The sequence below is a fragment of the uncultured Shewanella sp. genome, from assembly GCF_947501225.1.
Lineage (GTDB): Bacteria > Pseudomonadota > Gammaproteobacteria > Enterobacterales > Shewanellaceae > Shewanella.
This window is the reverse complement of record NZ_CANMUW010000003.1, coordinates 14,858-36,843: the sequence shown is the minus strand read 5'-3', so window position 1 is coordinate 36,843 and position 21,986 is coordinate 14,858. Positions and strand designations below refer to the sequence as shown.

Annotated in this window: 10 protein-coding genes; 2 read left to right on the top strand and 8 right to left on the bottom strand. The window is 47.1% G+C overall.

From position 1 onward, the window contains the following. Positions 1-107: 107 nt before the first annotated feature. Both Q1B47_RS05690 and hemE read right to left on the bottom strand, forming a co-directional pair. On the bottom strand, positions 108-2,720 hold the full coding sequence (locus tag Q1B47_RS05690; protein WP_299789982.1) for an EAL domain-containing protein: 2,613 nt from the start codon (positions 2,718-2,720) through the stop codon (positions 108-110). A 620-nt stretch (positions 2,721-3,340) separates the two neighbouring features. After that, entirely contained in the window at positions 3,341-4,405 is a 1,065-nt protein-coding gene (hemE, locus tag Q1B47_RS05685; protein WP_299789979.1) for a uroporphyrinogen decarboxylase, read from the bottom strand. Positions 4,406-4,933: 528 nt separating this feature from the next. Between hemE and rsd the strand changes: the two genes are divergently transcribed. Further along, positions 4,934-5,401 carry a sigma D regulator gene (rsd, locus tag Q1B47_RS05680; RefSeq protein ID WP_299789976.1) on the top strand — a complete coding sequence of 156 codons (468 nt, stop codon included), beginning with the start codon at positions 4,934-4,936 and terminating at the stop codon, positions 5,399-5,401. A gap of 167 nt (positions 5,402-5,568) precedes the next feature. Here the strand turns inward: rsd and acnB are convergent, their stop codons facing one another. Continuing rightward, a complete protein-coding gene (acnB, locus tag Q1B47_RS05675) occupies positions 5,569-8,166 on the bottom strand; it encodes a bifunctional aconitate hydratase 2/2-methylisocitrate dehydratase (protein WP_299789973.1) in 2,598 nt (865 codons plus the stop codon). A gap of 415 nt (positions 8,167-8,581) precedes the next feature. On the opposite strand from acnB, the gene hxpB reads away from it, so the two are divergent. Then, entirely contained in the window at positions 8,582-9,253 is a 672-nt protein-coding gene (gene hxpB / locus Q1B47_RS05670; protein ID WP_299789970.1) for a hexitol phosphatase HxpB, read from the top strand. Positions 9,254-9,335: 82 nt separating this feature from the next. Here the strand turns inward: hxpB and Q1B47_RS05665 are convergent, their stop codons facing one another. The 5 genes from Q1B47_RS05665 to aceF all read right to left on the bottom strand — a co-directional run bounded on the left by Q1B47_RS05665 (position 9,336) and on the right by aceF (position 21,981). Continuing rightward, the gene (locus tag Q1B47_RS05665) at positions 9,336-11,390 is read right to left on the bottom strand and encodes a M13-type metalloendopeptidase (RefSeq protein ID WP_299789967.1); all 2,055 of its coding nucleotides are present in this window, start codon (positions 11,388-11,390) and stop codon (positions 9,336-9,338) included. A gap of 141 nt (positions 11,391-11,531) precedes the next feature. After that, a complete protein-coding gene (locus Q1B47_RS05660; RefSeq protein ID WP_299789964.1) occupies positions 11,532-13,745 on the bottom strand; it encodes a patatin-like phospholipase family protein in 2,214 nt (737 codons plus the stop codon). A 120-nt stretch (positions 13,746-13,865) separates the two neighbouring features. Then, a complete protein-coding gene (locus tag Q1B47_RS05655) occupies positions 13,866-18,323 on the bottom strand; it encodes an EAL domain-containing protein (RefSeq protein WP_299789961.1) in 4,458 nt (1,485 codons plus the stop codon). Between the two features lie 130 nt (positions 18,324-18,453). Beyond that, positions 18,454-19,881 carry a dihydrolipoyl dehydrogenase gene (gene lpdA / locus Q1B47_RS05650; protein WP_299789958.1) on the bottom strand — a complete coding sequence of 476 codons (1,428 nt, stop codon included), beginning with the start codon at positions 19,879-19,881 and terminating at the stop codon, positions 18,454-18,456. A gap of 153 nt (positions 19,882-20,034) precedes the next feature. After that, positions 20,035-21,981: a pyruvate dehydrogenase complex dihydrolipoyllysine-residue acetyltransferase gene (gene aceF, locus Q1B47_RS05645; RefSeq protein ID WP_299789955.1), complete on the bottom strand. Its 1,947-nt coding sequence runs from the start codon at positions 21,979-21,981 to the stop codon at positions 20,035-20,037. Between the last annotated feature and the right edge of the window lie 5 nt (positions 21,982-21,986).

The window sequence follows — 21,986 nt, the reverse complement described above, 5'->3', positions numbered from 1 at the left end:
CAACATAAAAGTTGAAGGCCTGATACTCGTCGAGTATCAGGCCTTTTTATAGGTTGAGCCAGCTGTTGAATGTCTGAATCTCATTGGACTTGCCATTCTTTCAGGCTTCAGGCACTGATAAGCTCCAGTGTGGGCTTTGCTTGCAAAGGCTGCCCTTTTGATCGTCTAGGCTCTATATAAGTATCCAGAGGCTTAGGGCGGCCTATTGCATAGCCTTGGGCATAGTTAATGCCAATCCCCTCCAGTCTGTCGATGATATCCTGATTTTCGACAAACTCTGCCACGGTCTCGATCCCCATGACATCACAGACATCATGAATCGATTTAACGATGGCAAAATCTTTAGCATTGGTCGCTAAGTTTTTGACGAAGCAGCCATCAATTTTCACATAATCGACAGGAAGCTCTTTCAGATAGCCATAGGAGGCAAAACCTGTTCCGAAGTCATCTAATGCAAATAAAAAACCGAGTTTCCGTAGGTAGTTGAGCATATCCATGGCACGATTTCGATTCTGAATTGCACTGGTCTCAGTGATCTCAAAGCAGATACACTGGCTCGGGATCTCGAAACGTTTAAACTGCTCGGCAATGTATTCAACCATGCCTTCGGCACCGAGACTATTTCCGGAAAGGTTAATCGAGATGCAGTGGTCATCCCAGATCTCTTCATGCAACGAAAGCCAGAGAAATGCCTTACGAATAACCTCTTTATCCACATCATTCATCAACTTAAAACGTTCTGCGGCCTCAATAAACTGCGCCGGCGGCAGGATACGCCCGCAAGGCTCCTGAATTCGGAGTAAGATCTCCATGCGCTGCTTGTGCTCACCCTGCCCCATCCCTTTAATTGGCTGATAGTAAAGCAGTAGTTCATTGTGCTCTATCGCCTGAGCGATTCGTACCGCCCACATGGGAGCATTACGCTGATAGATGGACTCTTTATCATTATCATCATAAAAATGTACCTGATTACTGCCTTTACGCTTCGCTGCAATACAGGCCACATCGGCATCCTTAAGCAACTCTTTGGGACTGATGTAAGGAGCCCTGGCAATGGCGACACCGGCACTCACTCCCACTTTATAGTGGCAACCATTATCACGCAGCACTTGCAGAGAAACGCTGGAGATGATCCGTTTAATAAGTTGAGCCACCTCTAAGGCATTATGATCCCGGATAGCCAAGCCAAACTCGTCTCCACCTAACCTGGCTAACATCTCATCTTTACTCAAACACGATTGCATCGCTTTAGCAACCATAGCCAACATGCTGTCTCCTGCGCTATGCCCGCAGGAATCATTGATAAGCTTGAACTGCTCAAGATCGAAATAACAGATCGCTATCGATTGGGCATCTTGACTGAATTTATCCAATCTCTCTTCGAAAGCGCGGCGATTTAACAGTGAAGTGATGGAGTCGAAGTTGGCCTTATGTTTTAATTGCCGTTTAAATAACTCCTCCCTGGTGATATCACGAAGCACGATAACGCTGCCTATCACTCCTCGCTTCTGGTTAAGTAAATTACTGATACTCCGTTCCAATATTCGTGTCTTATCGGTTGTCAGCTTTAATTTACTTAATACAGGTTGCTGAGTCTGGCTGAACATGAACTCAAACAGATCATCCTTGATGCTCTTATCGGTTTTCACCAGTGCGTCTACCGAAACACCTATCGCCCTGTCGCTCTTCACACCGAGTAGTCGCTCGGCCTGGGGGTTCAGATAGACGACCTTCGCCCCCACATCAGTCAAGATAACGGCCTCAGCTATCGATTCTAAGGTCGTCTTAAAACGCTCCTTCTGCTGAAATATTCGTGCTAGCAGGGTATTGACCCTGTCGGCCATAACGACGAGCTCAGAGCAACCGCTCCCGACAAGCGGAGTGTAGGTTTTGGCTGTAGGATCGATATCGGTTACCTGAGTCATCAACTTTCTAAAGGGACGAATAAGCCCAAGCTTGAGCCAGATATATCCAATGATGAGGATCAGCAGACCCACCCCCACGATAGAAAACGTTACCAGGTCATATTGTAATTTCACCTGATTAAACGCCTTTTCAGCAAACTGAACCTCAAGGTGTATCGGTTGTTCAAAAACTAAGCTTTGGACCTTAATACTCGATATAGGTTGATCACTATTTACCTTATCAACCAGAGTTGATTCACCGGGTACCACTCTGATCTGACTAACCAAGCCCTTAAGGCCATAAGTTGAGAGGTGCTCGGGTGTAAGCTTTCTGGTCAGAATGATCGAACGCCCCTCAGAGATCGGCACTAAACTCACAATGAAACTCTTCCCCCGCAGCATATAGATGCCGGACTGAACTTGAGTCGCATGCTTTAACTGAACAGGCACGGGATCGAATTGAAATGACATCATGTCATCATAAATGGGAGAAAATGGCTGCAGTTCACCATCATTCAGATAAAACAGACTTAAATGCTCGGCAATCTGGCTATCACGCCAGGCCTCATCAACCAGTTGTCTATCTTCAATGGAGAGCTTGGAAAGCGGAAGGGCGTAGACATTCGCTAATAACCTGAGTTGGTTAATATCTTTTTCTACCTGATTTTTTATCGTGCTGAGCTCGATGTTAATTGCACTGCTTTTGAACGTATCTACTCTGTGATCGAACCACATGCTTAAACAGTATGAGACAGAGATGACAGCCGGTAAGCAGAAGCCCACAATAAAGACGACTAATTTTTTGCCTATACGCATCTTATTCCATCTTCGGTAAACATTTTATCACTCAGAGCCGACAGGCTATTCATTTAGGGGATTGATGGTCTGTTGAGTCCCTGAACGCCACAATCGATAATGCTGCAACCCTGCACACTCCCGGTGCCACATATTCATCGGTAAACTTTTAAACGGCCCCTAATTACAACGACAAAAAAACACACAACTGAAGTCCGGAGAGGAGCATCTATATGTCGATTATCTATCGGAATGGCGACATGGGTGTGCAAAATAACGCATTTAAAGGCTGGATAAAACCCGTTTTGTTTTACTCGTTGCTAAAGTAATCAATAGCCTGCATTTATCTGGTTTTATTAGCCTTGATGTAGCGCATTAAAATACTGCTGATGCACAGGTATTACTCCAAAAACGGATAGAGGTCACACAACAAAAATCGATATAGGGGCCTTACGCTCCCGCTGTGAGCTTTCTGGCACTGAGCGTTTTGTCTCAGCTAACTGCAAGCGGCCGTCCACACTAAGTCGGATTATGAGTAGAAAGCGGGTTTGATTGGTATATTGAAAATAGTGACACCCAATAAAAAGGCCCGCAATATGCGAGCCTTAATTAACACAGTAAGTGCATCAAAAGTTATTGGCTTACTTGTGATATTGAGCCGATAGCTCGTGTACAGACTTAATAAACGATCCGGCATGTTCAGGATTGACATGCTGGTGAATACCGTGACCTAAGTTGAACACATGGCCGGTACCTTCACCGTAGCTCGCTAAGATCTGATCCACTTCCTGATGGATACGCTCAGGCGAAGCATAGAGTACCGATGGGTCCATGTTACCCTGAAGGGCCACTTTGTTGCCGACACGACGACGTGCATCACCGATATCAACAGTCCAATCCAAGCCTAATGCATCACAGCCTGTTTCAGCCATAGCTTCGAGCCATAAGCCGCCGCCCTTAGTGAACAGGGTAACCGGTACCTGACGACCATCGGCATGACGAGTCAAGCCATCGACAATCTTCTGCATATAGCGCAGTGAGAACTCACGATAAGCGTGATGCGAAAGTGCGCCGCCCCATGAGTCGAAAATCATCAGAGACTGTGCACCGTTAGCAACCTGAGCATTCAGGTATAGTGTCACCGAATCAGCAAGCTTATCGAGTAGCATGTGAAGAGTCGCAGGCTCTTCATATGCCATCTTCTTAATCTTCTCAAATGTCTTGCTTGAACCACCTTCAACCATATAGGTCGCAAGCGTCCATGGAGAACCGGAGAAACCGATTAAAGGTACTTCGCCTTTCAATTCGCGACGAATGGTACTTACCGCATTCATCACATAACCCAGCTCATCTTCAGGATCTGGAATAGATAGCTTCTTAATGGCATCGATCGTGTCTGTTGGACGTTCAAAACGCGGGCCTTCACCGGTTTCGAAATACAAACCCAGACCCATTGCATCCGGTACAGTCAAAATATCGGAAAACAGGATTGCTGCATCCAGATCATAACGACGAAGTGGCTGTAGTGTTACTTCACAAGCCAGCTCCTTATTCTTACACAGCGACATGAAGTCACCGGCTTCGGCACGTGTCGCTTTGTACTCTGGAAGGTAACGACCAGCTTGACGCATCATCCAGACAGGCGTTCTGTCGACAGGCTGTTTTAGTAAGGCGCGTAAATAACGATCATTTTTTAATTCTGCCATGTGGCTCTATTCCTAGATTTATTGATTTCCGCTGGGTCAGTAGTTTAGCATTTGCGCGAATAAAGTAACCTCTATCAGCTCATTTATGTGACAAACCCCTCTTCACACCAAAATCCCTCATTGCGATAACTCACTCACCATCTTCATGCCGACAAGTTTAATCCCAAGTTACGGAAAGTTAGAATGTAAATAACCTGACAAAAATTAAGTGTTAATGTTCCCAATATGACAGAAAAAAGTTGCACACATCTTCAGCCTTTGGTATAAAAAGTCTGCGCTAGCAAGAACAATCAAGAAGCTCGTCGCATCGAGCCCGCAAAACCTTTACTCGCCCAGCGGTAGCATTCTATCGCTGGGCATTTTATTTTCAGCCATAAAATTTCGCTGATAGCCCCCTCATTTCTGTATACAAAATAATCATCTCTTCGATTTAATAATATCTGCCTAAATAAGCGAATAATGGTTGATCATTACCCTGTTTCTCACCTACATTAGAAGTCAGGGAAGAACTCTTTAAGGGGAACTATCATGCTAAGACAACTAGAGAAAGCCGAACAAAAATGGGGTGGTTCTAACACACTTATCGATCATTGGCTGAACAACCGTCGCAAACTCCTCGTCAACTACTGCCAGATAGCAGGCATTCCTCCCTATGAATCGACTGAAAAGTCACTTCCGGAGTTAACCTCGATCAAAGAGTTCTGTGATATTTTAATGGACTATGTTTCAGAGGGGCATTTTGAGGTATATGACCGTGTCGTGACAGCCTGTGAAAAACATGGGGTATCGAGTCAGGCACTTGCACAAAATCTGGTTCCACGCATCAGTGAGACTACCGACTCGGCCTTGGATTTCAACGATAAGTATACCGAATTGGTAGATGATAAAGTGCTATATCAGCTCGACAAGGATCTGTCCTCTTTGGGCCATGCGATGGAAACCCGCTTCGAATTAGAAGATCAACTACTGGAAGTGCTACATACTAAGCACTCATAATAAGGTTCTAGGTTCAAAAAGTTTAAAAAAAAGGCTGGATTCATATCAATGAATCCAGCCTTTTTGTTGCTTCACAGCACTGAAATACCAACTCTCAATACTGGTAGCAAACGGTCAAGTCCACCTTCTAAGCACATTCTTTCAGTGGACCCGACCCGTTCTGATTTTTATACCGCAGACTGGAAGATCACTTCTCCCGCCTTCTCGGTATAAGAGCTCATCTGATCAAAGTTCAGATAACGGTACGTATCGGCCGCCGTTGCGTCTAACTGCTTAGCATACTCCTGATACTCGTCTGAACTTGGCAGGCGACCGAGAAGTGCAGCAACTGCGGCAAGCTCTGCCGATGCCAGATAAACATTCGCACCGGTCCCCAGACGGTTAGGGAAGTTACGTGTCGAGGTGGAGACAACGGTTGCGCCATCGGCAACACGCGCCTGGTTACCCATACACAGAGAGCAGCCCGGGATCTCTACACGAGCGCCGACTCGTCCGAAGATGGCGTAATAACCCTCTTCGGTTAACTGATCACGATCCATCTTAGTTGGAGGCGTGATCCACAGACGTGTAGGCAGTGTCGTGGCAAACTTATCCAGCATCTTACCGGTTGCGCGGAAATGACCTATGTTAGTCATACAGGAACCAACGAAGACTTCGTCAATCTTAGTGTCTTTAACATCCGATAGCAGTACAGCATCATCAGGATCATTAGGGGCACAAAGAATGGGCTCTTTAATCTCATTCAGATCGATTTCGATAACTGCGGCATATTCAGCATCGCTATCGGCCTCCATCAACTCTGGATTTTCCAGCCACTCTTCCATAGCCTTGATACGACGCTCTATGGTACGGCGATCGCCATAGCCCTCGGCAATCATCCACTTCAACATGACGATATTAGAGTTAAGGTATTCGATCACTGGCTCTTTATCCAGCTTGATACTACAGCCGGCGGCACTACGCTCTGCCGACGCATCTGACAGTTCAAATGCCTGCTCTACCTTCAGGCTTTCTAAGCCTTCGATCTCCAGTACCCGGCCAGAGAAGAAGTTAACCTTACCTTGTTTCTCAACGGTTAGCAGACCCATCTCAATGGCTTTATGGGGAATGGCATGCACAAGGTCACGAAGCGTAATACCAGGCTGCATCTCACCTTTAAAGCGAACCAGCACAGATTCAGGCATATCCAGAGGCATAACCCCGGTAGCTGCGGCAAAAGCAACCAGACCGGAGCCGGCCGGGAAAGAAATACCCAGCGGGAAGCGAGTATGTGAGTCACCACCTGTACCTACAGTATCCGGCAGTAGCATTCGGTTTAACCAGGAGTGAATAACACCATCACCCGGACGCAGAGAAACACCGCCACGGTTCATGATGAAATCGGGAAGTGTATGATGTGTATTCACATCGACGGGCTTTGGATAAGCTGCGGTGTGACAGAAAGACTGCATCGTCAGATCGGCACTGAAGCCAAGACAAGCTAGGTCTTTCAGCTCATCGCGTGTCATAGGACCGGTTGTATCTTGTGAACCAACCGAAGTCATCTTAGGTTCACAATATTGCCCCGGACGAATACCTTTAACACCACAAGCCTTACCTACCATCTTCTGAGCAAGGGTATAACCTTTTCCGGTATCGGCTACATCTTGTGGAAGTACGAACACAGTCGATGGCTCGAGTTTTAACACTTCACGGGCACGGGCAGTCAGACCACGACCGATGATCAGTGGAATACGTCCACCGGCTCGCACCTCATCCATTAAGACATCTGTCTTAAGTGTGAATTCGGAGATAACCTCGTCACTATCGTGGCGCTTAACGACACCTTGGTATGGGTAGATATCAATTACATCGCCCATGGCCATCTTGCTGACATCCAGCTCGATAGGCAATGCACCGGCATCTTCCATTGTATTAAAGAAGATAGGCGCTATCTTACCACCCAGGCAGAAACCACCACCGCGCTTATTAGGCACATTAGGAATATCATCCCCCATGAACCAAAGCACAGAGTTAGTCGCCGATTTACGTGAAGATCCTGTACCGACAACATCACCCACATAAACGAGTGGGAAGCCTTTAGTCTTAAGCTGCTCGATCTCTTTGATTGGACCAATCACACCGGCCTCATCGGGCACGATACCTTCACGGGCATTCTTCAGCATAGCTAAAGCATGCAGTGGGATATCAGGGCGTGACCAGGCATCGGGAGCCGGAGACAGGTCATCTGTATTTGTCTCACCCGGCACCTTAAATACGGTCAGAGTCACTTTTTCAGCAAGCTTAGGACGGTTAAGGAACCACTCGGCTTCGGCCCAGGATTCAACAACCTGCTTGGCAAACTCATTGCCCGCCTGCATCTTCTCAACCACATCGTGGAAAGAGTCAAACATCAACAGCGTCTTCGATAATGCTGCAACGGCAAGTGGCGCTTGCTCGGCATTATCTAACTGAGCAATAAGCGGTTGAATATTGTAACCGCCCTGCATGGTTCCCAATAGCTCAACTGCACGAGCAGATGAGAGGATAGATGATTTGGCTTCACCTTTGGCGACGGCATCGAGAAAACCCGCTTTAACATAAGCGGCTTCATCAACTCCTGGTGGAATTCTGTTTTCAAGCAGGTCCAGGATAAACTCCTCTTCTCCTGCAGGTGGGTTTTTAACCAGCTCAACGAGTTCGGCAACTTGGTGGGCATCTAGTGGCTTAGGGACTACGCCCTCTGAAGCACGCTCTTCGACGTGTTTACGGTATGCTTCTAGCACGGCAACATTCCTCTTTGTTTGGCGTTCTAACAACGAAACTGCACGTCTTCATAAATGAAGCTCACAGTCCTGCAGGCTCGACCCTTATTTCTGCTCGGCATTATACAACAGGTTTACAAAAGTTTGAATCAGATCACACTCTTATGAGTCATAAACAGGTGATAAATCCACTTGTCTGTTAGGAGCGATCTGTAATTTAATCGTTACCCCTGAGAAATGAAATTAGACAATAGTTTTAAAAACTGATAATCACACTTAAAAACAATACCTTAAGCAAAATAACACTGCCTATAGCAGGACCGTAATTGGCGGCAAAAATCAAAATAAAATCACTTGTCCCCTCCCAATATCATGTAAAAATGATGATAATTAGTAGTACTATTCACCATAGTTATATTGAACATACCGGAGCCCTATGACCGCCTCACGACTCTCTGCCATCATTTTCGATATGGATGGCATACTTATCGACTCTGAACCGACCTGGCAAAAAGCCGAATATCAGACCATGAGAGATCTGGGGTTAGAGATAAGTTTTGAAGATACACTTCAAACTACCGGTCTTAGAATCGACCAGGTGGTGAGCTACTGGTATCAACGTTTTCCCTGGGATAATTATGACAATAACCTCATTGCCGGTCAGATAGTTGAACAGGTAGCCAGCTATATACTGAAAGAGGGAGCGCCTATGCCAGGGGTGATCGATGCGCTCAATTACTGCCGGGAAAGGGAGTTGAAAATAGGTTTGGCTACCTCATCATCCCATGCAATAGTCGATGCCGTGTTGCAAAAGCTGGATATCAAACACTACTTCGACTCGGTTCAATCTGCCGAGCACTTAGCTTATGGAAAGCCACACCCAGAGGTGTACCTTAACTGCGCCAAGGAGTTAGTGGTTTGTCCAACTGAATGCATAGCCGTTGAAGATTCATTTAACGGGCTCGTCGCGGCTCGTGCGGCCAATATGCAGGCTTTAGCTATTCCCGCACAGGAGCAACGCCTCGACACGAAATGGGTTATCGCCCACCAGCAACTCGATGACCTCACCGAGCTTCCGGAGTATTTAGAGGGGAAAATAAAGTTTTAAGTTTTATCACTTTATTCGTAAACTCCCTAATGAAAAGCCCACCTATATAGGTGGGCTTTCTCTATCTGGCCGGTAAAAATATTTACCAGATCTTAACGCGATCCTCTGGTGCCAGGAACATCTTATCGCCCTCTTTCAAGTCAAATGCCTGATAGAATGCCGGGATGTTTCTTGGGGTACCCATGGCGCGGAAATGGCTTGGCGAGTGTGGATCAGTCATCAAACGACGCCCCAACTCCTCATCACGGTAGTTACGACGCCATACCTGTGACCAACCGATAAACAGACGCTGCTCACCGGTTAGACCATCGATAACTGGCGACTCTTTACCATTAAGACTCAAATGATAGGAACGGGCCGCAACAGTCAGCCCCCCTAAGTCACCGATATTCTCACCTAAGGTCAGATCACCGTTGACATATTTCCCCGGTAGGGCCTCATAAGATGAGTACTGCGCAGACAGTTGAGCACCACGCTTCTTAAACTCTTCGCGGTCTTTATCTGTCCACCAGTCACGAAGATTACCATCACCATCATATTTGGCGCCCTGATCATCGAAACCATGGCTAATCTCATGACCGATAACGGCACCGATACCACCATAGTTTACTGCGTCATCGGCATCCATATTAAAGAAGGGAGGCTGAAGAATAGCGGCCGGGAATACGATCTCGTTCATTACTGGGCTGTAATACGCATTAACCGTTTGTGGCGTCATATGCCACTCGGTGCGATCGATAGGCTTACCCAGCTTATTCAGCATGGTGTCATACTCGAATTTCGCATAACGCTTATAGTTACCCACAAGTTGATCCGCTTTGATCGTAAGATCCGTGTAATCCCTCCACTTATCGGGGTAGCCTATCTTATAGGTAAACTTAGAGAGCTTCTCTTGAGCCGCAATCTTAGTCTCAGGTGTCATCCATTCCAGTTCATTGATGCTCACCTCAAAGCCTTTGATAAGGTTTTGAATCAGCGCTTCCATCTTCTCCTTTGCTTCCGGCTTGAAGTGTTGTTTCACATACTCCTTACCGACAAGCTCACCGATGACCTGATCTGCAGCATCGACCGCCTTCTTCCAGCGTGGCTTCTGCTCTTCGATACCCATCAGGGTCTTGCTATGGAAGGCAAAATGGAGGTCGACAAAGTTCTTACTCAGGAGCTCACCATAGCTGTCAAGTAGATGGAAAGAGAGGTAATCCTGCCACTCGCTCACGGTAAACTTATTAAACTGGGCACCAAATTTTTCAAAATAGGAGGGCTGACGCACGATAGCTTCGTTTACCGAGCTCATGTTGGCACTGTCGGCAAATAGCCCGAAATCAAAGTCACTCACAGTTGCCTGAAGTTCGGCCCTGTCCATCTTGTTGTAGCTCTTATTGGCATCACGTGATTCGACACGGCTCCATTGACTCTGTGCGATAAAGTGCTCAATTTTAGCGACACTGGCAGCCACCCGCTTAGGATCTTTGCTACCGGCTTGTGTCATGAGGTCTGTGACATAACTCTTTAATGCAGCCCGGTTAGCTACAAATTTCTCATCATCTTTCAGGTAGTAATCACGATCGGGCAGTGTTAAGCCTGACTGGTAGAGATATACCGCATATTGACTTGAGTTTTTCGCATCGTTATTGACATAAAAACCAAACGGCATCTGAACGCCGCTCACCAGCAGGCTGCCCATCATGCCAGCGATATCTTCATGGCTCTTTGTGGAAGCGATAGCAGATAATTGTCCACTCAACGGCTCGATACCCAACTTTTCGATGATATCTGTGTTCATATAGCTGGCATAGAAATCACCCACTTTTTGCTCGTTGGATCCCTCAACCTTATCTTGCTTGGCAGCGGCCTCATCGATAATTTTTTTCAACGCATCCTGGCTCTGTTCATAGAGCACAGAGAAGGCACCATAGTTAGATTTATCGGCAGGAATTGGGGTATTTGCCAGCCAGTGACCGTTCACACTGTAATAAAAGTCATCCTGATGGCGTACACTATGATCGAAATTCTCTTTTTCGACGCCTGATACCTTAGCCACCTCCTGAGCGGCACCTATCGTCGGCTCATTGCTGCTACAGGCGGCCAGGCCTAAGCTTAGTGCGATACCTATCGCCAGTTTACTTACTCTGTTCATTTTCATCCCCCGATCTATCCTTTTAGAGTCTCACTATGGTGGAGCTGTCTATAAATTTTTGAGCTCACACACTATCACTGCGCCATAAAGGTCTACAGTAAGTTTTTGTAACTTTGTATGAATTAAGGCTGTAAAACAGGCTTACCAATTCTTTCCTATGAATATAAACAGGGTCATCTCACCGTCATCGGCCCAACCAAAACCGAGTGCGGCAGGCCCCATGGATGTGTCGGTTCCAAAATAGAGGCTGCCGGAATAGATGAGATCGTCCAGATCCACCCCATCTCTGTAGTCCCAGACATTACCGGCCTCGATGCTCGTACCAAGGTATAGAGGGTAATCCGTCATCCCCAGCACGTCTCGTCCCAGATCATATTGATAGACGAAGGCACCAAACAGCTTATGAGCACCAACCAGTGCATTTTTGTGGTAGCCCGACAGATTGAGGAAGCCACCGAGTTCAGAGACATGTACGCTGAAACTCTCATCTTTGTCGACGGTAGCCAGTGAGGCTATCCCTACGAATGCATGGTTACCGACACTTAATGCCCCGCGCCAATCCGCCTCTATCTGGAAAGAGTTTTCGGTATTTTGAAAACCTAACAGATCGGGGGCCGACTCGTTTCTATAATAGAGGTTCAAGGTAAATCGATTACCTGAGGTGGGGAAGTTGATGCTATTGAGGTCGTCATAGCCGAACTTGAAGTAAGCGCCGTAGGTTTCATATTTAAGTTCTTCAAAGAAAGCCTTATTCTCTAAGAGCCCCTTTTCTCCGGTAATACCAAGCTCAACCATCCCCTCTTTAACATAGTTATATCCGATACCGATATCTGCCCTGTATTGAGTTTGGGACAACTGAAAGGTTTTAGCATTCTGCTCATAGAAGTCCCAATCTTTTAGCTCATAAGCAAGCTTGGCGCGGCTAAAGAACTCCTGATCATAATCAAGAGGCTGATAAAACTCGGTAGAGATCAACTTTTCAAACCCCAACCTCAGCTCATTACGCCACTCTCCACCGGTATCTGTGATATCCGTCAGTGTGTAGGCCAGATCCAGTGATACCACCGAGTCCAGAGAGAAATCATCCTCCCAGCTGAAACCGAGCTGAAAGTAATTTGGGCCCCATGATTTAGCCTTGGTATTTAATGTGAGCACACGCCCCTGTTCTGTATCGGAAAACTCGGCATTTACCTGTTCAAACTTATCCAGGGCATATACGTTAGCTATGCCTCTCTCCAGCCGTTCTGTAGTAACGACCTCCCCGGGGTAAATTCCGAAAGCTTCCCTTAGCAGTGAGTCACCCACTTGCGATTCATTGTTAAAAACAATATCGACTAAGGGGCGATCAAACTCATCCACCCAAGCTCTGCTTCTGGATTTTTTCCCTTGCAGGTAATCTGCGTATTGGGACTCGGTGAGACTCAGCTTCTTAAGTAGAGCGATATGTTCAAGTGCGGAAGCCTCTCCGAGGGCATAGGCCTGAGGCATAATTGAGAAATCAGTAGTGCTCATCTCGCCAACATCCGGGCGAATAAGAATATCACCATCACCAAGAAGGAGTTTCTGCCTCTCTGAGCTGGCATTAGTCAACATTGTCGATAGCTGATTCAGTACCGCAACGGTACTGTTCAACTCCGCTTTCTTTACCAGAGATGAACCAATATCGACGGCAATGATGATGTCTGCCCCCATCCCCATCACCACATCGATCGGCATGTTATTTGCGATTCCACCATCGACCAGAAGCTTACCTTCATATTCAACCGGCTGAAGCGCACCGGGAACGGTTGCCGAAGCCTGCATGGCCTTAACGACACTACCATTGTTGATAATTACGGCCTGGCTTGTTTCGAGATCCGTTGCCACGGCACGGTAGGGAATGGCTAACTCATCGAAATGGCCAAACTGATGGACCAACCCGGTAGAGCGCTGAAGAAGTGTAGACATGGTCTGCCCACGCAACAGCCCATTAGGCACTTTCACTTCATCATCGCTATAGCCCATATTAACAGGGATATTAAACCTGTCCCTCTGCTGCTTATTGCGATAGCTCAATGACTCCCTTGGAATCGTATCCGAGTACCCATCAGACCATGACTCGGTCATCATGACCTTTTCAATCTCAGTTGCACTGTATCCAAGGGCATACATACCGGCCACATAGGCTCCGATACTGGTTCCGGCTATGTAATCGACAGGGATCTTGTTCTCTTCGAGCACCTTTAATACACCGACATGAGCCGCACCTTTCGCGCCACCGCCACTGAGAACCAAACCAACTTTCGGCCTGACTTCGGCCATCACGGGGAGTGAGGTGAAAATGATCACCAGTAAAAAAATGAGATTACGTATCATAGGGTAATGGTTCTTAATTATTAATTGATACAGGGCGGGCATATTCTAACAAAATAAACATAACATAGTTAAAACATATATAGGGAGTAAATATGAATAGAAACATGGGGAAGCAGGGTATCAACCTGCTGGTGATATCCCCATATATGACTCCATATCATCCACCGTCAAAGGCTTGGAAAAATAGTACCCCTGAATAACATAGCAACCACGACTGAACACCTGCTCGAGTTGCTCTTTAGTTTCAACTCCTTCTGCCACCACATTGAGTTTCAAGTTTCTGGCAAGCTCGATGATACTACTCGCAATAGCCTGATCATTTTCATTGGTAGCAATATCGATGAGGAAGGAGCGATCGATCTTTAATGTATCCACATCGAAATGACGCAGATAAGCGAGTGAAGAGTAGCCGGTACCAAAATCATCGATAGCAACATCAATTCCAAGCTCCCGTAGATCCCTCAAGTGGTCTTTGGCGATGTGCAGCTCCTTCATCAACACCCCCTCGGTGATCTCAAAGCCTAAAGCTGAAGTCGGGATCTTGGTCTCTTTCAGGATCGCCTTAACACCATCGATAAAATCGGGCTGACGGAAGTGAACCGCTGAAATATTCACAGATAACTTAAAGGTATCCTTGTAACTCTCAGCCCATTTAGCTCCCTGTATACATGCCTGGCGTAACACCCAACGATCGATATCGATAATCAATCCGCATGACTCTGCCACCTTGATAAAGATATCGGTACGGATCAACCCATCCTTATGATGCCGCCAGCGCAGTAGAGCCTCCATCCCGATTAACTTATCCCCCCTGAGGATATCCACCTGAGGTTGGTAATGGAGCTCAAACTCATCCCGTTCGATCGCTTTACGCAACTCCCCCTCCAGGCGTAGATGATAAAGCGCTTCAGCATTACGATCGGAGGAGAAGTATTGGAAGTTACCTCTTCCCTCCTCCTTAGCATGGTACATCGCCTGATCGGCATTTTTAATTAACACCTCAGGTTGTCTGGTATCATCAGGCCACAGGCTGACACCGATACTGGTGGAGATAAAGAACTCCCTTCCATACAGCTCAAACGGCGCCTCTATCTGCACCAGCAACTCACTGCAAATATGGTTGATAACGTCGACATTACCGGCATCTCTGATCAATAGTACAAACTCATCGCCGCCGAACCGGCAGAGGGTGTGTTCTTCCGAAATACATGACTGCAGTCTGCTGGCAGCCTCGACGAGCAGTGCATCCCCCATGCTGTGACCATATGAGTCATTAACATGCTTAAATCTATCCAGATCGAGAAAGATAAGTGCTAACTTCTCACCGCTTTGCTCTGCGCGATGAATGGATTGCGCTAAACGCGTAGAAAACAGAGTACGATTGGGAAGGCCCGTTAACACATCGTAATTAGCCAACCTACGCAGATCCGCCTCTGTGCGCTTTCGCTCAGTGATATCTGAAAATACAGCGACATAGTGGGTAACGTCCCCTTTTCCGCCAAGCATGGTCGATACATTAAGCCAAACCGGACAGCTACTACCATCGGCGCATACAAACTCCCGCTCTCCGGTCCAGGATACTCCCTGTTCCAGGAGGTACGCGATCTCGTCCGAACGCCCCTCTTTAGCCACAACAAGATCGGAAAAGTACTTGTGGGTTAAGACTCTCGCATCTGAACCTAAGATGGTCTGAGCCGCTTTATTTGATACTTTAATTCGTTCGTTAGCATCCAGAATCAACACCCCTTCAGAGGTGTTACCAAATGCTTGCGCCAAGAGTTTCACATCATCTTCGAGTTTACGTTGTGCCGTGATATCTGAGTAAATTCCCGCTACACGCAGGATTTTCCCAGATTCAGGCTCTTGCTCTACAGCCCGACCCCGTACACGGATCCATCCCCATGTCTTATCATCTCGACGATAGCGATATTCGACATCAAACCTGTCACTGTTACCATGGATCATACTGTTCCAGGATGCCATAACACGATCTTTTTCATCTCGATGAATGGGGAAATCATCCAAAGCTAACAGTTTATTCTTTCGATCCTCTTTTCGTTTAGCTCCCCGGTTTTCCAGACTGAACATCTGGGTGTCATGCCGCCACTCCCATAGCTCAGAGTCGCTTCCCTTAAGGGACTGACGTAATCTGTCCTCACTTTCAACCAATGCGCTATTGACCCGCTTAAAGGCTTTAACTTGCCTTTGACGATAAACGATGACACTAATAAAAATACACAGAGCCGTGAATAGGATCAGTCCCTGAAACCACTGAGCCTGCCACCAATATTGCTTTACTTTAAACTCAAACGTATGGGGCTGCGTTGTCCAGATCCCATTCTCCTGGCTTAAGATGTCCAGTTGGTAATTTCCGGATCTCAAGCCTGTGATATTGAGCTGCGACTGTCCCTCCAGCAAGAGGTAATGACTCTCGGCACTATCCCCCTCACGACGAAGTCTGTACTGCAATGTCAAAGGGGTGTCGTCAAGGTAATCAAGACTTGTGATCTGAAAACTTATCATTCTGGCACCGGGGTGAATAACCATATCCACCTGAGGAATGAGATCGACTTGAGTCTCATCGTCATACAGCACCGACACAGCTTCCAGAAAAATATTGTCTCTTTGGATGCGATTTGTCAGTGCATCTATCTCCAATGCCATTGCACCATCGGGGCTTCCCAGATAGAGGCCATAATCCGGGTCAAAGAAAAAGGCACCGTCATTTAACTCATCTCCGATGAGCCCATCATTTTCACCGATAACCAAAATATCTTTATTCTCAATATCCTGCCTGATTATCGTATAGGGACAACCGACGACCCGATAGTCATCATCCTGGTGAATGAAAAACACAGATGAACAATCTACCAGCCACTCCTGATCCAATGATTTAACCTTACCCGTGGCGGGCGTGTATTCGATGAGTCCCTTGGGAGATGTGCCAAGCCAAAGTACACCCGGTTCGACCAGGTTTATGTAGTTGACTTCAACATCGGTATCCTCATCGCTGAAAATATCGATCTTTGAATGAAATTTACCGTCACTATCCAAATAGCCAAAAAAGCTTCCTCCACCGACCCATAACCGACCCGACTCATCACGAAATAGCGCCCTAAGATCCCGCATGCTGGAGCGGCTCTTGACAGCGTCAATTAACACTTCCTGCGGTTCGGCTAAACCCGGCTCCCAGAAGTAGAGACCTGTCATGGTAAGAAACCACCAGCGCCCCTCAATCAAGGGATCTTTATAGCTGGTATAAACAATCTTTTGCTCCAGGGAATATGCTCCGCCGGTCCACTGAGCAAAGCGTTGGGCTGTAAAGTTAACCTTATCTACCACGAACAGACCATTAGTTGTTGAAAGTAGCAGCAGGTCGGGTGCCAAGGGATCTATCTTATAGATACTATCGTTCAGCTCGATACCTTGCGGAACTAAAGTCTTAGAGCGCTTTGTCTTTTTATCGATAACTATGAGGCCATTATCCGTCCCCAGCCAAAGATTATCCCCCTCGGCAAACACGCCCCATACCATCTCATTACTGATGTTATAGGGCTCAGACTTGTTAAATTTATCGATAAGGAAAGCGGGATCATCGGCCAGAACTGCCAAACCGTCCCCCGAGCCGCCAACCCAGATGATTCCCGTGTTATCTACCGCAATATCGTTGATATAATCGATATCTGCACTCTGCTTCAGCTGCTCTTTAAATATCTTATGATCTGTAGTACCGGGCCGCCACTTGATTAAACCAACATGACCCGAGATCCAAAGATTACCGTCATTATCCTCCGCAATTTTGGTGGTATAGTAGGGTAGCGTCTCCACCAGACTTACCTTCAAGTTATCGACATCGACCCTAAAGACACCATTGGTCGAGCTTAACCAGACTCTTCCCTTAGCATCTTTAAACAACCATTTCATCAGGCCATTTTTCTCCTCCCAGGGAAAAACCGCCAACCGCCGACCATCACTATCTCTCAACTGCAGCTCATACTCGGTCCCCACCATGATGCGACCATCATCGAGAGCTACCAGGTTATGCCATAGAGTATCGTCATTCGTCGGCAGGAAGACGATCCTCTCTAATGAAGATGGCTGGTAAGTATACTGCAGCAGCTCCCCCTCCCGGGTTAGAAAGAGATAGCTACCATCGTCTCGTGTAGTCTGAGCGACTATGCTTCCGCCCTTAAACTCAGGAAACAGCTCCTCACTGCCGAACTTAACAAACCGGTTATCCAGAATGTCATAGAGGTAGTTATCGGAGTAGTTACTGACAAGCAGATGTTTTTTACTCAGAGACTCGACAACATTCACATATTCATCGGAGAGTCGCAGGTCAAATTCGACTTTATCGATCCGTCTGACTTTAGAGTTACTTAACCTATAGAGGCCTTCATCTGTAGCCAGCCACACGAAACCATATTCATCGAAGCTGATATCATTGATCTGGGAGTTTGTCAGACCTTCCCGCTCATTAAAAACACGCGCCACCAGATCACCCGCCATGACGGAGGCTTGGCAACAGAGGAGTAACAGGATTGGAAAAAGTAATTTTTTTAAGTAAGCGATCTGCATTCAATAGACATCTTGTAGGCTTACTTCGAATGTAGCAGTTCGTCGAATCAAATTCACCCGCTTATTTACAAATTTATAACGCAAATAAAAAAAAGCGCTCAAAAGAGCGCTTTTTTTAATCTGTTAAAGATTACTTCTTCTTTTTTGCCTTTGGGTTGGGCAGGTCAGTAATCGAACCTTCATAGACTTCGGCTGCCAGACCTACCGATTCATGCAGAGTAGGATGAGCATGAATCGTGAGCGCTAAGTCTTCAGCATCACAACCCATCTCGATAGCAAGACCGATCTCACCCAAGAGCTCACCACCATTAACACCAACGATAGCACCACCGATCACACGATGAGTCTCTTTGTCAAAGATAAGCTTAGTCATGCCTTCACTACAGTCAGACGCGATAGCACGGCCACTTGCAGCCCAAGGGAAGGTCGCAGTTTCATAAGCAACACCCTGCTCTTTCGCTTCCTTCTCTGTCAAACCAACCCATGCGACTTCCGGGTCTGTGTAAGCAATTGAAGGGATAACCTTAGGATCGAAGAAGTGCTTAAGGCCAGAGATAACTTCTGCAGCAACATGGCCTTCATGCACACCTTTGTGTGCCAGCATCGGCTGACCAACAATATCACCAATCGCAAAGATGTTTGGTACATTAGTGCGCATCTGCTTATCAACATTGATAAAGCCACGCTCATCGATATTAACGCCCGCTTTTTCTGCATCAATTAACTTACCATTTGGCGTACGACCGATCGCCACAAGCACCGCATCGTAACGTACAGGTTCGGTTGGCGCTTTTTTGCCTTCCATAGACACATAGATACCATCCTCTTTAGCTTCAACGGCGGTAACTTTAGTCTGTAGAATCAGATTGAATTTCTTCTTAATCTTCTTAGTGTAAACGCGAACGATATCTTTATCGGCCGCAGGAATAACCTGGTCGAACATCTCAACTACATCGATCTCGCTGCCCAGCGACGAGTATACGGTACCCATTTCCAGACCGATAATACCACCGCCCATAACAAGCAGCTTTCCTGGCACCTCTTTCAGTTCCAGTGCATCGGTAGAATCCCAGATACGTGGATCTTCATGGGGGATAAATGGCAGCTGAATAGGGCGTGAACCCGCGGCAATGATCGCATGTTCGAAGTGAATCACGGTTACGCCATCTTCACCGGTAACTTCTATGGTATTCGGGCTGGTAAACTTACCAAAGCCATTTACCACATCAACCTTACGCATCTTAGACATTCCGCCTAAGCCGGTAGTGAGCTGGCTGATCACAGTCTCTTTGAAGCCACGAAGCTTATCCAGATCAATTTGTGGCTCACCAAAAACAACACCATGGCTCGCGACGGCTTTCGCCTCTTCGATCACTTTAGATACGTGAAGCAGCGCTTTCGAAGGGATACAGCCAACATTCAAACAAACACCACCAAGGGTGTTGAAACGCTCAACGATGACGGTTTCCAGACCTAAGTCAGCCGCACGAAAGGCCGCCGAATAACCAGCAGGACCTGCGCCTAATACCAATACCTGAGTTTTGATTTCTTTACTCATGTTTTCCTCTATTCTTTTTATTTCATTCCGTTGGCGAATATTTCGCGAAACGGTAAATGACGCCAGCTATCGAATTTTATTCTGTAAGGTGGCCGCATTTTAACCCTCAATTGGAATAAACAAAAGGCTACTCAACATGAGTAGCCTTCATCATTACAAAATAAGCGTACGTATATCGGACAGCATACTTGACAGTGTCACGCTAAAGCGGGCAGCCATAGCACCATCGATCACCCTGTGATCATAAGATAAAGATAACGGCAACATCAGCTTAGGCTCGAAATCTTTACCATTCCACTTAGGCTTAATCTCTGACTTAGATACACCTAAAATTGCCACATCCGGGTAATTTACGATAGGTGTAAATGCCGTACCACCGATTCCGCCCAGGCTGGAGATGGTGAAACAGCTTCCCTGCATATCTGCAGATTTCAGCTTACCCTCACGCGCCTTAACAGAGATCTCTGCCAGCTCCTGAGTTAGTTCGTGGATACCTTTCTTGTCCACATCACGAACAACCGGAACCACCAGGCCATTTGGCGTATCGACCGCAACACCAATATGGTAGTACTTCTTCTTAATTAAAGACTCACCATCGGCACTCAGGCTTGCATTAAATACCGGGAATGCCTGCAGAGTCTTGGCCACTGCTTTCATCATAAACACAAGCGGCGTGATCTTAATACCTGACTTACGCTTAGCTTCAAGCTCATTTTGCTGCTTACGAAAAGCCTCCATCTCAGTGATGTCGGCTTCATCGAACTGTGTCACATGAGGAATAGTGACCCAGTTGCGGTGAAGGTTTGGACCTGAGATCTTCTGAATGCGTGTTAACGGCACCTCTTCAATTTCACCAAACTTGGCAAAATCAACTTTAGGTGCGGCGATGACCTGCAACCCTCCCTCTCCTGCACCAACACTGCTTGCTGCAGTAGCCTTAGGACGAGACAGCTCATACTTGATGTATGCCTGCACATCTTCCTTAAGAATACGGCCTTTACGGCCTGTCCCTTTAACTAAGGCCAAATCAGCACCAAACTCCCGAGCCATACGACGTACCGCGGGTGAAGCGTGTACCGCGCCGGTGCTAGGCTTACTGCCTGCACTTGGATGGTGCGGAACCGGAGGCTTGCTTGCCGCCGCAGCCGGAGTTGGCGACGGTACAGCCGCAGCAACTGGAGCAGCTTGCACAGCCTCGGTGATAACCGGAGCGGCAGACTGAGTCTCTATGGTCGCAATTAACGTTCCCTGAGAAACCTTGTCACCAACATTAATCGATAGCGAAACAAGCTTACCTGCAAATGGGGCCGGTACTTCCATTGTCGCTTTGTCAGTCTCTAAGGTGATCAGACCTTGATCGGCCTCAACCGTGTCACCCACAGCAACCAGAACTTCAATCACATCGACATCAGACGCATCACCGATATCGGGAACGGCGACCTCTTTAACTTCGCTTACACTCACAGGTGCAGGTGCTGCAACCGGCGCTTCGACAGGAGTAGAGGTTTCAGCTACCGCTGAGGCACCGACTTCCAATAAAAGTACAAGTGAACCTTCAGAAACTTTATCGCCGACAGCAACACTTAACTCTTTCACCACACCGACAGCAGGTGCTGGCACCTCCATGGTGGCTTTATCTGTCTCAAGAGTGATCAACCCGGTATCCACATCAATGCTGTCACCTACGGCCACCAGCACTTCGATGATATCGACATCGGCCGCATCACCGATATCGGGAACCTTGACCTCGATGACTTCAGTTCCGGTTGATACCGGGGCTGGAGCCGGGCTAGCAGGTGTTGCAGCCGAGGCCGGAGCAGCCTCTTGAACAGGAGCCTGTGGTACGGCTTCATCTGCGGCATCTTGCGCAGACATCATAGCGATCAAGGTACCTTCTGAGACAGTGTCGCCGACAGCAACTTTCAACTCGGATAACTTTCCGGCAAAAGGCGCCGGAATATCCATGGTCGCCTTGTCACTTTCAACGGTGATAATTGACTCTTCGGCTGCAAGTTGGTCACCAACCGCTGCACAGATCTCAATTACCTGAACTTCGTCACCACCAATATCGGGGACTAAAACTTCTTTTAATTCAGACATTTTAT